General features: G+C 55.8%; 11 protein-coding genes. 4 read left to right on the top strand and 7 right to left on the bottom strand.

The annotated features are described in order from the left end of the window. The first annotated feature begins 12 nt into the window (after positions 1-12). The 4 genes from RB_RS15035 to pepT all read left to right on the top strand — a co-directional run bounded on the left by RB_RS15035 (position 13) and on the right by pepT (position 3865). Complete coding sequence (locus RB_RS15035; RefSeq protein ID WP_164922059.1) at positions 13-1032, top strand: sugar phosphate isomerase/epimerase family protein; 1020 nt, start codon at positions 13-15, stop codon at positions 1030-1032. A 153-nt stretch (positions 1033-1185) separates the two neighbouring features. Next, complete coding sequence (locus tag RB_RS15030) at positions 1186-1863, top strand: DUF4190 domain-containing protein (RefSeq protein WP_007326835.1); 678 nt, start codon at positions 1186-1188, stop codon at positions 1861-1863. A 134-nt stretch (positions 1864-1997) separates the two neighbouring features. Then, positions 1998-2630: a DUF3299 domain-containing protein gene (locus RB_RS15025; RefSeq protein WP_011121360.1), complete on the top strand. Its 633-nt coding sequence runs from the start codon at positions 1998-2000 to the stop codon at positions 2628-2630. Next, the gene (gene pepT / locus RB_RS15020; protein ID WP_011121359.1) at positions 2627-3865 is read left to right on the top strand and encodes a peptidase T; all 1239 of its coding nucleotides are present in this window, start codon (positions 2627-2629) and stop codon (positions 3863-3865) included. The genes RB_RS15025 and pepT overlap by 4 nt, the downstream gene beginning before the upstream one ends. Positions 3866-3887: 22 nt before the next feature. Here the strand turns inward: pepT and RB_RS15015 are convergent, their stop codons facing one another. The 7 genes from RB_RS15015 to RB_RS14980 all read right to left on the bottom strand — a co-directional run bounded on the left by RB_RS15015 (position 3888) and on the right by RB_RS14980 (position 14760). Further along, complete coding sequence (locus RB_RS15015; protein ID WP_011121358.1) at positions 3888-4874, bottom strand: esterase/lipase family protein; 987 nt, start codon at positions 4872-4874, stop codon at positions 3888-3890. A gap of 113 nt (positions 4875-4987) precedes the next feature. Beyond that, the gene (locus tag RB_RS15010; RefSeq protein ID WP_231845667.1) at positions 4988-7012 is read right to left on the bottom strand and encodes a trypsin-like peptidase domain-containing protein; all 2025 of its coding nucleotides are present in this window, start codon (positions 7010-7012) and stop codon (positions 4988-4990) included. A gap of 41 nt (positions 7013-7053) precedes the next feature. Further along, positions 7054-8133 (bottom strand): S1C family serine protease, encoded by a 1080-nt coding sequence (locus RB_RS15005; RefSeq protein WP_164922058.1) that lies wholly within the window; start codon positions 8131-8133, stop codon positions 7054-7056. Then, positions 8130-10010, bottom strand: coding sequence for a S1C family serine protease (locus tag RB_RS15000; protein ID WP_164922881.1), 1881 nt, complete (start codon positions 10008-10010; stop codon positions 8130-8132). Before RB_RS15000 ends, RB_RS15005 begins: the two co-directional genes overlap by 4 nt. A 100-nt stretch (positions 10011-10110) precedes the next feature. Further along, entirely contained in the window at positions 10111-11355 is a 1245-nt protein-coding gene (locus tag RB_RS14995; RefSeq protein ID WP_011121354.1) for a hypothetical protein, read from the bottom strand. A gap of 806 nt (positions 11356-12161) precedes the next feature. Next, entirely contained in the window at positions 12162-13448 is a 1287-nt protein-coding gene (gene fliM / locus RB_RS14985; protein WP_007334519.1) for a flagellar motor switch protein FliM, read from the bottom strand. Between the two features lie 7 nt (positions 13449-13455). Next, complete coding sequence (locus RB_RS14980) at positions 13456-14760, bottom strand: glutamate-5-semialdehyde dehydrogenase (RefSeq protein ID WP_011121351.1); 1305 nt, start codon at positions 14758-14760, stop codon at positions 13456-13458. Positions 14761-14772: the final 12 nt, after the last annotated feature.

Below are 14772 nucleotides of genomic sequence, written 5' to 3'. Positions count from 1 at the left end.
AAGGAATCCGCTATGAGCGTTGAGACCAATCGATCTTCTCCTGTTCTGTCCGGCAATTCAGAAGAGGTCGGCTCGCCAAAACAGGCTTCACGTCGGGCTTGGTTGGCAGGGGTTGCTGCGGCGGCGGGAGCGTCGGCATGTTCCGGTCGAGTGTCTTTGGCTCAAGCCGGCACCGGCGATGAAGAAGTCGTTGCTCCGCGGAAGCCGAATCCGATCGCGGTGTCGACCTATTCGTACTGGCGATATCGCGACGACAGCAAACTTTCGATTGAGGAGTGCGTGGATTTGGCCGCGGACGCGGGATTCGATGCGGTGGAAGTGTTGCATGTTCAGATGACCGACGAATCCAACGGGACATTGCAAAGGATCAAGCAGCGAGCGTTTCGTCGAGGTTTGAGTTTGTGCGGGATGTCGACTCACCAGTCATTCGTCTCGCCGGACCCGGCAGAACGTCAAAAGAACATCGATCACACGATCCACTGCATCGAGTTGGCATATGCGATGGGTATCCCCACGATCCGCGTGAACACGGGGCGGTGGGGAACGTCAGGCAGTTTTGATGAGCTGATGGCCAACAAAGGCATCGAGCCGACTTTGGAGGGGCATACCGACGAGGAAGGTTTTGGTTGGGTCCGCGAAGGATTTGAAAAGTGTCTGCCAGTCGCCGAGAAGTGTGGTGTGGTGATGGGACTGGAGAATCATTGGGGGCTAGGACGGACCGCGAATGGAGTTTTGCGGGTCATCGGAGAAGTTGATTCGCCTTGGTTGCGGGCAACGCTCGACACAGGCAATTTTCTGGAGAATCAGTACGACCAGTACCGACAATTGGCTCCCGAAGCGGTGTTTGTTCAGGCCAAGACTTACTTTGGTGGGGGCACCTGGTACACGTTGGACATCGATTACGGCCGAGTGGCGGAGATTCTGCGAGAGGTCGACTATCGCGGATACATCAGTTTGGAATTCGAAGGCAGTGAGGCCCACGAATCCGCCATTCCGAAGAGTTTGGCGATGTTGAGAGAGGCATTTCGCTAATCGGTAGGCGCGGGATAATAATGGGGCCAATTCGATGCCGAACCCACCCGCATCCCGTGTCGTAGCACCCGGGTATCACTGTATTTTTCGACCGAAACAGTGGTGGTCGTTTCGCTTCGATTTTGTCTTCCTAAGATTGGTTGGTTTCCAGTTATGTCCGCTGAAGTCCAGTTTTCAGGGGCCGCAGACGCTGCTGAGTTTCCCTACAAAGCGATCAACCGCGGCGCGATCGCGTCGTTGGTCTTCTTGGCGTTGTCGTTGCCCGGATTGATGCCGACGTTCTCGCCGATGCTGATCCTGACCGTCCCCGGAATTTTGGCGGGCGTGATCGCGTTGCGAGCGATCAGTCGTTTTCCGGACGAATACAGCGGTTCGGGCGTTGCGAAGGTTGGTGTGGTCGGTTGTGCCGTGCTTTTTTTGGGTGGCATCGGGTTTCACACCTACACGTATCTGACGGAAGTTCCTGAGGGGTATGAACGCGTGGCGTTTTACAAGCTGCAGTCGGAGCCGAATGGTCCTGACCTGCCCACGCCCGATGCTTTGAAAATTGATGGCGAAGACATCTTTTTGAAGGGGTACATCCACCCCAGCAGCGGAAGCGGCATGCTTCGTCAGTTTGTGTTGGTTCCCGACCTTGGGACATGTTGTTTTGGCGGGGATCCGCGCAGCAGCGACATGATTGAGGTGACGTTGCCACCGGGCGAATCAGTCCGTGCTGGGCTGACCAAACGCAAGTTGGCAGGAACGTTCAAGGTCAATCGTGTGCCTCAGAGCAAAGAGGATTTTGAGAACGCGATGTTCTACAAAATGCGAGTTGATCTGTACAAATAACGCGCACTGATCGGCCGGATGCTGGCACGTTCGCGTTCGATTGCGTTTTGAGGTTGTGGGTCCCCCGTCAGACATTGGTACGATGGGTGCATTGCGTTGCAGGCGACCGGTACAGCAATTTTCTTCCACGAACGATGGATGCTCGTCAGATGCTATTGAATTGTCGAATTCCTTTGATGGCGATGGCTGGATGCCTGGCCGTTGGGGCCATGCTCCCTGCTCTTTGCTTTGCGGACGATTCCCAGACGCAGAAGGAACGCACCGCGACGGCTCGATCGATCATCGAACAACGTCGGGCGGCGATGCGAGGGGAAGCTGCCGGGCGTGAGAAGGTTGAGATCCGCAAGAGCAGCCAGGCGGATTTGGCCAAGGGCGACATCACGTTCGATGATTTGACGTTTGATATCGAAAAAGGCGAGGTGTTCGACGAGGAGAAGCTGACCAAAGAGCTGAAGTTCTTGAATGGTCGCAACGTGCGTTTGCGAGGATACATGTTGCCAAGCACGTTGTACAAAGAAACCGATATCGACAAATTCGTCTTGGTGCGAGACAACCAGGAGTGCTGTTTCGGGCCCGGTGCGGCATTGTTCGATTGTGTGATGATTGAGATGCAGCCGGGGCGAACGACGGATTTTGTGCCACGACCCATCATGGTGGAAGGCAAGTTTGTCTTGGATACTGAGAAGTATCGATACCCCGGTGGCAAAGGCCCTGATGGGGCATCTCACATGGCCGTGTTTCGAATAGAGGGACTTCGCGTCCGATGATCAACCCAGACCGTTTGCTGCAACGCTTTCTTCGCTACGTTCGAATCAACACCGCCGCTGATCCGCAGTCCCAAGCCTACCCCAGCACCGAAAGCCAGCGTGAATTGGGGAAGATGTTGGCGGATGAGTTGACTCAGATGGGACTGACCGATGTGGTTTTGGACGAGCACGCGGTTGTAACGGCAACGGTCCCGTCAACGATCGACGGCACCGCGCCGACCGTGGCTTTGGTGGCTCACATGGACACGTCGCCGGAAGCACCCAGCGAGTCGATCGATCCGCAAGTCGTTGAATCGTACAGCGGCGGTGACATCCCGCTTCCCAGCGGCAACGCGATCACCGTCTCGGGGTGTCCTGATCTCGAAAAGATGATTGGGCACACTCTCGTCACCACCGATGGCTCGACGTTGTTGGGTGGCGATGACAAAGCCGGCGTCGCAATCATCATGGAACTCGCCGAAACATTGGTTGAGAATCCCCATCTTCCGCACGGTCCGGTTCGCATCGTGATGACTTGCGACGAGGAGATCGGACACGGCACGGATAAATTGGATTTGCAAAAGCTTGATGCGACGGTGGCGTATACCATCGACGGCGGCGGCCAAGGCATCATTGACGTCGAAACGTTTTCGGCCGACGCGATGACGCTGATTTTTCGCGGTCACAACATTCACCCGGCGATCGCGAAGGACCGGATGGTCAACTCGTTGCGGGCTGCGTCCGATTTTGCCGCTTCGTTGCCCCGTGATTACGAGACGCCTGAAACCACTGACGGTCGAGACGGTTTCATCCATCTGCACGATATCGTCGGCGGCGTGGGGCAGACTCGCGTGGAACTGATCTTGCGATCCTTCGACAGCGAACAGTTGTCAGTTTATGCAGACAAAGTTCGCGAGTTGGCTGAGCAAGCCACCGCGGCGTGGCCGGGAATGAAATTGCAGTGTGAGGTTCGACGCCAGTATCGGAATTTGGCAGATGGATTGGCGAAGCTGCCCGAGTCAGTTTCGTTGGCCGAACAGGCGTTTGAGAATTTGGGGCTGCCTTGTCAAACCGCAATTGTTCGAGGTGGCACTGATGGGAGTCAGTTGACCGAGAAAGGACTGCCGACGCCGAACTTGTCCAGCGGTCAACACAACATTCACAGCGTTCTAGAATTCGCGAGCCTGGATGAGATGGTCATCTCTGCGAATCATTTGGTTGAGTTGTTGAAACTCTGGAGCGAGAAGCGAGTCTGAATCGGCCGGTTGCCGCTCAAATTCAGTGAGTGTTGAGAAACTCGATCGTCCATTCTTGCACGTCGGGTTCTTCCATCAGGAATGAGTGCAGCACGGGAACTTGATGAACCGTTTCCGCTCCTTCCAGTTGGGCTTCCTCGAGGCTGACGACAAAGTCACCGTCGCCATCCACCAAAGGATTCGCGATCGGTGTCGCGACCTTTCCGGCAACGATTGCGAACGGGAACGGGGGTGTGGCCAGGTGTGATTCCACATTGGACCAACGAGTCCCCAATTCCATCGCACCGGGGCCGGCAACCAAACCAAACACACCGGTGGGGGCGAGTCGCCGTGCGATTGCGGCGCCTTGGTTGGGTGGTCCAAGCATGACCATCGATTTCAATCGCGGCAGCAGGTTTTTCGGGTCGCCATCGGCTTGCAGGTCACCGATCAGATGCCGAGTGACGATGTTGCCCATGCTATGACCGACGAAGGCAAACTCGGCGTCAGAAGACTGGTTCTCGAGGACGTCCCGAAGTGCGGCGGCTGATTCAGCTAGCGAGTCACGCGTGCTAGCGTATCCAAACCGAATCGTTTGTTCGTAACCTTCGGCGTGGAGTTTGGTTTCCAACGATTTCATGCAATTGTCCGTTCGCATCAAACCGTGCAGCAGGACGACGACTGGCCGATCGCATGGCGGGGCGATGTCAGGTTGCAGTTGATTGAGTGCTTCGTCGACGTCGGCACGACTCCCCCATGCTCGTCGAACGTTGTTGGGATCGAGCAGTCGCCAGTGTTTGGTCACCGCGTTTTGCTGAATGCGGTAACCGGCACGATGGTCGTGATCGGTCCACAATTGAGCCCCGCCGAAAGTGGGCAGGGGAACGTTGATGTTCTGAGCCATGGTCGTGTTCTCGGAAGTTCCCCACCAAGTGTGAATGCCCCAAGCGGGAGACAGTGTAACAGCGGCGATCAAAGCAAATCGCCGAATGGCTTTGAAACGACGGCCGTTCAATCGGGTGAAGTTCATGTTTCGACGCTGCGAGAAGGCGAGGTGTTTGGCGTGTCTTCAGATTGGGGAGATATTCAACTAGAGACCAACGCCAAAGCTTTTTGCGCGAAAGATGGATTTTCTTTCGCGAATCACATCGCCAAGAGGGATCGAGTCCATTGAAGGCACAGGTCACGGTTGAGCGTGAGTGTGGTTTGCAGCGGGCAGCCAATTCGCCGGAGTGTTTCGGCCCAAAACGGCAACTCCGAATTGGGAGGGCTCGGAATGAGGACCCGAAGAAGCCGGGGTGGTCCGTCTTTTCGTAAGCGAACGGCGGGCGGCTCGGTCTCATTCGAGATCGCAACGCCGGAGAAGACATTCACGGTCGAGAGGGATGCGCCGAGTGCCATCGAATCAGCAGGATTGGCTTTTTCGTCCAACATGAAGGCACCTCCGCCGATCAAGGCGACCGCGGACGGTGATGCACTGGATTGCTTCAGCGATGCGGCTGTCAGTTTGCTGATTGCATCGACTTCGTTGGGGCGCCATTGATCGTCGCCATCGCTGCAGATCACGCACACGGCGACATGATGCTGGCGAGCGAGGTCTTTCCAAGGGTCTAGCATCGCGGATGGATCACGGTCCTTCGGAGGAGCCAGAACGATCGCCAAAGCGAGCGGTGTTGTCGGAGCTTCGGTTGGGGAAGTACCGACGGCAGGTTCTTGTTTGGGATACCAGATTGCGGCCGCGTTGGTAATGTCCGGCAATTGCAGTGTTTCAACGGACCATTCATCTGCCGGCGATGATTTCGTTGTCTCGAAAGCTTCGATTCGGTCGAGGGGGCCATCCAGCGTCAACGGATCGACCGAAACCACTTGTTCTTTGCCGTCACGTTCGATCGTCAGCTCGATGGGGATATCGGGATCGGACGCCCAAAGACGTTGTCGCATTGCGTTGGAATCTAGGATCGGCGAACCGTCAAGTTGAATCAAACGATCATTGACCTTTAGCTTGCCGTCGGCGGGAGACTTGTTCCAAACATGCTGGACGATGACAGAAGTCGACGAGTCGGATTCGTCTTCGGTGTCTTCTTCTTCGGTTTGTTCGGTCACTTCGTCGGCCGCGATCAGGCCAATGAATTGAGGTTGTAGTGGCGGGATCGTTGCAATCATCGTTGCGGCGGATGACATCCGTTGCCCATCACGCTCGTACTCAATTTCGACTTCGTCTCCAGCGTCGTATTGACCCAGTGCGAGTTTGATTTCTTGTCGTCGAGTGACGTTTTGACCGCCGATGGACTTCAGTTCGTCACCGACTTTCAGGCCCGCTTTGTCGGCGGGCGACCGTTTGCGAACGACGCTCAGTTCGGTTCCTTCCGCGTAAGGGTCGCTGCCCGCGACGACGAAGCCGAGCAAGCCTTGTTGAATGTTTTCACCACGACGCAATCTATCTAGCTTTTGGGCGATGATCGTGCTGGGGACGGCGAAGGCAATTCCGGAGTCGTACCAAGCGGTTGGGTCTTCCGCGCCGCCTTCTCCAACCGCGGGGATAACGATGCCACGAAAACGACCCTTCAAATCAACCAGTGGACCACCATAGAAGGCGGGGGAGATTCGGGCATCGGTTTGGATTGCGGTGCCATCGAGTCGACCGACTGCGGAAAGGATTCCTGTGCTCACCATCGGCGTGTTGTTTTCACCGTACCGAGCGACCGCAACCATCGTTTCTCCGACTTTGTCGTTGGCTGGATCGTTTGTCGAAAAAGCGATCGGCTGCCAGGTTTCATCTGGAGAGGACACCTTCAGTAGCACGAGGTCTCTATGTTCATCTTTGGCGACGACTTCGGCCGGGAAGCGTTTGCCGCTCGGAGCGTTGACGATGATGCTGGCGGAGTCACCCCCGGTCACCCATGACGACGTCAGAACATGGCCCTGTTCGTCGATCACCACGCCCGATGTCGGCGCATCTTGCCGGACTTCGCCGTTGGCTTGCATGACACCGATGACTTCGATGGTCACGACGGAGGGCAGCGTGTCCTCAGCAACATGCCGCACGGCTTTCGCCAAAATGCTTTGGTATCGCGCCGGCGTCGGGTCATCGGCATGGATCGGCGTTGATATGCCAAGCAAAAGAGCAACAGCGAGCAGCATTTCAAACGGAGTGGATATGCGGTTCACGAGAAAGCTGCGAAGAAGGAGTGCCGAAAGTAGTTTGCGAATCATGGACGTAATACCAAGTCAAGAATTTCGTTGTCTCGCTGAACCACCAAGGCGACTTGGTCGCGGCGGTCGATTCGCCTTAGCAGATCACGGAGAGCACGTTGGTGCGAAACACGGCGACCATTGGCGAGGACAATCAAATCGTCTGGTCGAAGGTCCACGCGAGCGGCCGGTGAATCTTTCTCGATGAAGTCGATGAAGGCGGGAGTGTTTTCGAGAACGTCCGGGATCAATCCAATGCCCAAACCAATCGGCGAGTGAGATTTATCGCGGGGCAGAACCGGATTGGATTCATCAGGAAGCGTTGTTTTGCGACCGGCGATGATGTCGCCGATCGGTTGACGAAGAACGCCAGCGGGAATGGCGTAGTTCAGCCAAACGCCGGTCTTTCGATCTCGAAGTTCCTTTCCCAACATCCCGAGGAATTGGCCTTCGGGATCGACAAGGGCTCCGCCAGCCGCACCGGGGTTGTTGGCGACCAGGTCGAGCAGCAATACCTCGCCGCGATAGGGCGTTTGAAAAGTCCCACGACGAGCGTCGAGTTTGGTCTTCGCTGCGACTCGGCCCTGCATCACGCTCGCCGGTTCATTCCCCGTTGCGATGCCAAACAAATTGCTGACCGCGAGGACAGGATCACCCCAAGAAACGTTGTCGGATTCTGGAATCGGAAAGAAGGAAAGGTCATCCGCTTCGATCTTCAGCACCGCCAACTCGAGCGCCGGTTCAAAACCCACGATCTTCGATTCGAACCGTCGGCCGTCGTGAAGAATGACGACCGGGTCAACGTCCAGGACATAGCTCCATGCCGTTGCGATGTGACCTGCTGGCGAAACCAGGAACCCGCTCTGGTAAGCCTCCAGTCCGGACAACCCACCGGCGCCATAGACCTTGACCATCTTCGATTGGACTTGGTCGGACGGACGAGCCATTGAAGGCTGAGCCCAGGATTTTTCAGACGCAAGAAAAACGATCAGCGAAGCAGTGATGCACCCCAGCAGAAGACGCAGCAACGACGCGGGATCCTTACCGGCATGGGATGGGGCGGTGGCAAGACGCGAGAGTTTTGGAACGCCACTCATGATGCATCTCCATCGACTGGAACCTGAGGTTGGTTGGCTGGCGCGGTGGACCAATCGGTGATTTGCAAGTTCAAAACGGTGGTCAGCCCATAGCGGAGTTGCAAGGTCGACGGCAGTGCGTCGTCTTCTGCTGCGAACCAAAGTTCGGCGGGGTCGGTGTCGTTGCCAGCGATGGATTCAATCACTTCCAATCGTTCAGATTGTGGGTGATGCAAGAATCGGGTTTCCAAATCAGAGTGGACACCAACGACGGTGTCGCGAAGGGGCCGTTGGCCTGAGAGCGGCATCGTGCCCCAGTAGTACGTGTCGCCAAATTGTCTCGGGCCGAGCGTTAACATGCGTTGCAGTGCGTTCAAGCATGCCAGGATACCCGCATCGCGTTGTTCATCGACGACTTGCAGCAGTTCGTCGCCACGTGAAAGTTGCTGAAGGTCGTCGCCGATCTTGAATTTGAATTGGCCATCGCCAATCGTGATTAGAAAATCGCTCGCTTCTTGTCCATCGACAACGGGAACGGTTTTGCCGCGAATCTTCCAAACGGAATCGTTTGCCTCGACGTCCTTAAATTGCCGGCGAAGTCGCTCGATGAATTTCGTTTGGTGCAGTTCGTTGTAGTAATAGTTGCCATAGCCTTCGCGGATTTTGATTTGCTTGACCGCCATTGCTGGAATCGGTTCGCCCGCCGCGTCCTTCATCAACGGTTTTGGGTCGTTCGGTTTGGCTTTGTCCGAGCCATCCGGCGATGTTTCATCGTCTGATTCCAAATCTCCGGGGGCGTCTCCTTCGGGATCGGATGGAGTGGGTGGCTTCGGTGGAGCGGGGGGAGGTGGCGGCAATGCCGACTTCATTTTCTCAAGCAGTTCCGATCCGCGGTGAACGCTGGCCAAACGAACCAACGTTTCCACGCTCGTTCCCTCTTGCCGATACGTGATTGGGATTCGCCATGACGCTGGGAACGTTGCAAGAATATTTTGAACATCGTTGGCCGTTTGGATGACTTGGCCATCGATCTCGAGAATTTCGTCTCCGTAACGGAGCCCTCGTCGGTAGGCATCGCTGGAACTGAGGATGTTGGTGACTCGGACACTGCCGTCTTCGTCCGTGCCAACGGTGGCACCAAGAGTGGCATGATCCACGATGCGTCCACTGTGCAAACAGCCGAGGAAGTTTTGAGCTTGGTCGCCTGAGATGGCGTAGCCAACGCCGACGTTGACGCGTCCACGTTTTTCGAACGAAGCTCGGCCGATGATCCCGATCAAATCGCCGTCATTGTCATACAACGGGCCACCGGAGTTTCCGGGATTGATGGAAGCATCAGTTTGAAAGCAGTTGCCGTATTCGAGTAACGTCCCAGAAGGATACTGGTAGCGACGCACACCGCTGATGATTCCTGCGGTAACGGTTGGTTGCAGATTGGTTGCGAGTAAGAACGGATTGCCAATGGCGAAACACCAGTCACCAACTTGCACCGAACGGCTGGGGACGAATTCAGCCGTTGAAAAATCGTCGCGGCCCAACAATTGGATGAGTGCCAAGTCGCCCACCGGATCGATACCGACAACCACGGCGTCGTACACTTTGCCATCGCTGAGTCCGCATCGCATGTAGGTGCCCGCAGGACTGCTGACGTGAAAGTTGGTCAACGCATATCCGTCGGGACTGATCAAAACACCGCTACCGCCTCCACCGCCACCTGGAACAAACACCATCACGGTGGAAGGGGTGGCCTTTGCGATGCCGGCAACACGTGCGGACTCGAACTGCTCAATCCACTTTTGCTCGTCAGGCAGAAGCGAAGACTCTTCGGCACGAAGATTGGCCGCCAACGAAATCGCTGATGCAAAGAGGGCAAGCGTCAAACAACCGATTCGCACCATGGTGGAATCGAGGCATCGAGATGGCATGGCGAATCGTTCTTCTCAGTGTGGAGACGTCGTTGCAAAGAGCATCCGAGCAGCGTCGAAGCGACGCATGACTCTATTTTAACAAGCGGGCACCGAGCCACTCGATACGATGTCCCAAAGCATTACTGATTGTCGGTGATGTCTTGGATGCGTCCGGTCCGGGATGGGCACTTCGAAGCGTGAGCCGCCGAGCGTCTTCGATTGGCAAGATTAAACCGTGCGGTTTGCGATCTTGGATTTCGAGCTTCCAAGCAACGCGGTTGTCCAAAAGCACCGAAACTGTCAACGGTGCGAACTGGTCCACTTCCGATGCGACTCGGACGGCAGCGACCAATTTCTGATATCCCTCGGGGATACGGATGACATGATCGGAAGACAGAACGGTGGTCAAATTCTTGGTGTCGGTTTCGGTGGCGAACCAAGTGGATGCGAAGTCTTCACCGAGGAGTGCTTTGAGCGACTCCGGTTGACGTTGCTCAGCGACCTCCGCGTCCGACAGATAAAGGATGCCACCAGAGAACTGGATTTCCAACAATTCTTTCAAAGGAATGGAGTGCGTGATGTCGTTGCCAAGATCGAGCCGAAGCGAACGGTCGCTCCCATTCCAGTTGACTTGATCGGCCATCCAATTCGATCCACGTTGGTCGCGAACTCGAATGGGCTTCTCCGTTTCACGGTCGGTGGTGGTGGAGAAGATCACGCCTTCGAGTTTTTTCAGGGGAGCGTCGACGATGTTTCCGCTGAGGTCGAACGAAACGGAATCTCGATTGATTTCTAAGACCGTTCCTTCGATTGGGTCCAACGCATTTCCTTCGCGTCGAATGACCAGTCGATCGCGGCGTTGAGGTTCTTCGACCAATGCGAGCCAGTCAGCGTCAGTCGCGCTGGAAGGAGCTCGGAAGCGAACTGATTGAACGGATCGGATGGACACGGTGAATGACGGTTGCCCGATCGAGCGGACCAGCAGCTTTTCGTCTTCCATGGAAGTCGCGGCCGATGCCACTTCGGAGCCGCCACGAAGGACGACCCGAGCTGGTGGGCTGGTCTTTTCCGAACCATCGAATTGGATTCGTGCAATTTCGGTCAAATCCCACTGTTTGGATTCGCCGCCAGCCAAAATTGCGGACAGAGATGAACCTGTTAGGTTGCCCAGCTGTCCGGATACTGAGTCTCCATCGATGGTTTCGAATTGAATTTTAGGGCCCAGATCAGGCTCGCCGGAGGTGTCCTGGCTGGAACTTTTCGTTCCTGGAAAGACAGCGAAAAGAGTCGCTAGAAGAGCGATGATGGGCGTCTGACTGCGGAACGAGCGTGTCATAGGAACCGGCTTGAGCGTGAAAATCCATTCGTCGAAGCGTCGTTTTAAGGTCCTCTACAGGATAACCGTCTTGTCGGTTGTGAAGCAGGGGAAACCAATACTTTCGGGATGATGTAGTGTTCGTGCGTGCAGTGTTTTGGGGTGGTTTATAGCGTTCGTCTTCACGCAGTCTTCGCCAAATTTGATCCTTGCCCGAACCAGTTCGCGGCGCTACCATGGTTGCAGCTTGAGCGTTCTTGTGAAGCTTGCGTGAAATGAGTTTGCGTTGTTGAGGGTTTGTGGATATTATTCCCCCTGTCAAACGGATTTAGCCAGCCGAGTGGCTGGAAGTAGAAAGGTTAATCATGTCCATTCGATTCAATCAATCTTGCCCAACCTGCGGGCGGCGAATCGATATTCGCGCATCGTTACTCGGATGTACCGTTGCATGCCAGCACTGCGGTGCTGAGTTCACAGCATGTATCAGCGATACGGCTCAAACGCCCGAGTGTTCTGACGAGTTGCTCGACCGTGTCGAGGCGGCACTTCGTCGTGCGGAATCAGCGGCCCAGAAAAGCGGTCTGACTGCGCCGTCAATCGTCTCTCAATCCGGCCAAAACTGATCGCTTGCTCTCGCCAAGTTTGGTGGGAGATGAGTGGCGGTACTTTGTCGTCAGCCTAAGTGATCGGCGAAGCAGATTGAAACGCTTCACACTGGCGGGCGAATTGCGAAAACGGCGAGAGCCATCGTTGGCTTAGCTGTTTTGACAGAAGAGAATCACAATCTTTCTGTCAGTGTGTTAGCGACTCAGTGTATTAGCGACGCTTCAGCGAGTTGGTGCCGGCTTGGTTGGTGAAGCTTTGGGGGACGCATTCGGTTGCGTTGTCGTTGGAACTTTGGCCTGAGCCGCATCCAAGACGTTTTCCAGTTCATCCTTGACGGGTTCCGCCTCGGCAGTGGCTGGTGAATCGTTCTCCAGCTCTTCTTCTGGGTCGACTTCGGGTTCGCAGTATTTTGGCTCGACCGTTGACTGAACTTGCACCGCTTTCTTGCCTTTGTAGGCACCGGCGACGGCGGCAAATTTGTGGACGTCCTGGACGGACAATTCCAATGCGGAACTGGCGGCTTGTTCGGTGGTGATGATATCGCCAACGTTCAAGTCCAGCAGATCACTGGTTCGGATCTTTGACCTCGCCAAAGTCACCACCACGTCCACCGGCGCGGCATCAATGCTGTCAGCGATTTTGCGTCGCGATTGTGGGGTTGGATTGGTTTTTCCATAGCCCACCCATCCGTTGCGAGACAGTTTCGCGTTGTATTTCTCGATGGAATTGAAGGGGATGCACAAGTTCATCATCCCCCGGTTTTTACCGAGCAGGACTTCAAACCCGACCAGGATTGCCACTTCGTTGGGAGGAACGATCTGGGCGAGTTGTGGGTTGCTCTCGGTCGTGTGAATCGATGGTTCGAGTTGAATGACGTTTTCCCACGCGGGCACGATTTGTTCCAAGAACAGTTCGACAACGCGACACATCAACCGGGTTTCGATTTCGGTCAGGGGCCGCCGAATCGTTTCGCCAGGGACCGGGTCACCACCGAGCATTCGATCGATGATCGCATAAGCCAATCCCGGGGCAATATCGAGAACCCAGTGGCCTTCCAACGGCAGCGGTTTGATGACGTTGAAGCAGCTTGGATTGTCGAGGCTGAAGACGAACTCGCTGTAGGTGAGTTGGTCGACGCTCAGTAGTTTCACCTCGATCATGGTCCGCAGCAGACCGGAGATCGACGCACCAAAATTTCGAGCAATCGACTCGTGCAGCGAATGCATCGCCCGCATTTGGTCTTTGCCAACGCGTTCAGGGCGTTTGAAGTCGTAGGCCGTTACTCTGGCACCGGTTGGTACGCCGGGAGAATAGGGCTTGGAATCGGCCGGATGCGCCGCTCCGACGACGGGAGCGGAACTCCCAACGGTCGCGTTTTCGGCATCCTTGGATTCGGCTGAGTCTTTGGTCTCGGTCGGTGCGTCGGTACCTTCCTCGTCCAAATCAGCCGTTTCCATGGCCTTCAGAAGATTCTCGACTTGATTTTGACTCAGTGATTCGTTGGACATCGTGTCCTCAGCCTCTTATGTGACCGTTCCCACGTACGATGTACTTGTAGCTGGTCAGTTCCCGCAACCCGCATGGCCCTCTTGCGTGAAACTTATCCGTGGAAATTCCGATTTCCGCTCCCAAACCGAACATTCCACCGTCATTGAAGCGAGTGCTAGCATTCACCATCACTGCGGAACTATCCACCAAAGCGGTGAATTGCTCGGAAGCGGCGATGTTGCTGGTGACGATGGCGTCGGTGTGTCCCGATCCGTAGTGATTGATGTGATCGGTGGCAGCAGCCAGCGAATCCACGACGGCGATGCTGATTTGTGGCCCCAAGAACTCAGCGGCAAAATCGGCATCCGTGGCAGGAACGCCGTCAGGAACATACGCCGAAGCGCGTTCGTCGACCCGCATTTCAACGCCACGGCTGGCCAAGCGTTTCGCGATCGCTGGGAGTGCGTCGGCGGCGATCGACTGGTGAATCAGCAGTGATTCGCAGGCATTGCAGACACCCATTCGCTGACATTTCGCGTTTTCGATGATATCGACCGCCATTTCAATATCGGCGGACTCATCCACGTAAACGTGACAATTGCCGTCGTAGTGCTTGATGACAGGCATGGTGGCTTCTGCCGCGACACGGCGAATCAGGTTTTCGCCTCCGCGGGGAATCGTGACATCAATGTTGTCGGATTGCTTCAGGAAGTGCCCCACCGCAGCGCGGTCGGTCGTTCCGACCAATTGAACGGCGTCGTCGGGAATCCCGACGCGACGACCGACTTCGTGCAGCACTTCGATAATCGCCCGGCTGCTATGAGCGGCTTCTTTTCCACCACGCAGAATCACTGCATTACCGCTTTTGACGCAGATTCCAGCCGCGTCGGCGGTCACATTGGGTCGACTTTCGTAAATGAAGAAGACGACGCCCAAAGGAACACGACGCTTTTCGATTCGCATACCGCCCGGCCGCGCGAAACCATCGAGGACCTCGCCGATGGGATCGTTCAATGAGGCGATTTCTCGTAAACCCGTAGCGATTCCAGCGATTCGAGCTTCGTCCAGACGCAGCCGATCGATTCCCGCGTCGGTCAGTCCGTACTTTGGGGCGTTTTCAAGATCCAGCTGATTGGCGGCGATGATCGCGTCAGACGCCTCAATCAAAGCGTCCGCGGATTCGATCAGCCATTGATCCTTGATGTTGGTATCCAGGGTCCCCAGCAAACGAGATGCGGCTTTCGCACGGCGGGCGATATCAACGCACTGGGCGGCGAGGTCGTCGGACTGGAGAGCGTCGGTTTGAGTGTGGGTCGTGGAAGCGGTCGACATGGGAACCTATGA

This window comes from Rhodopirellula baltica SH 1 (assembly GCF_000196115.1).
GTDB classification, from domain to species: domain Bacteria; phylum Planctomycetota; class Planctomycetia; order Pirellulales; family Pirellulaceae; genus Rhodopirellula; species Rhodopirellula baltica.
This window is presented reverse-complemented; position numbering and strand designations above follow the sequence as displayed.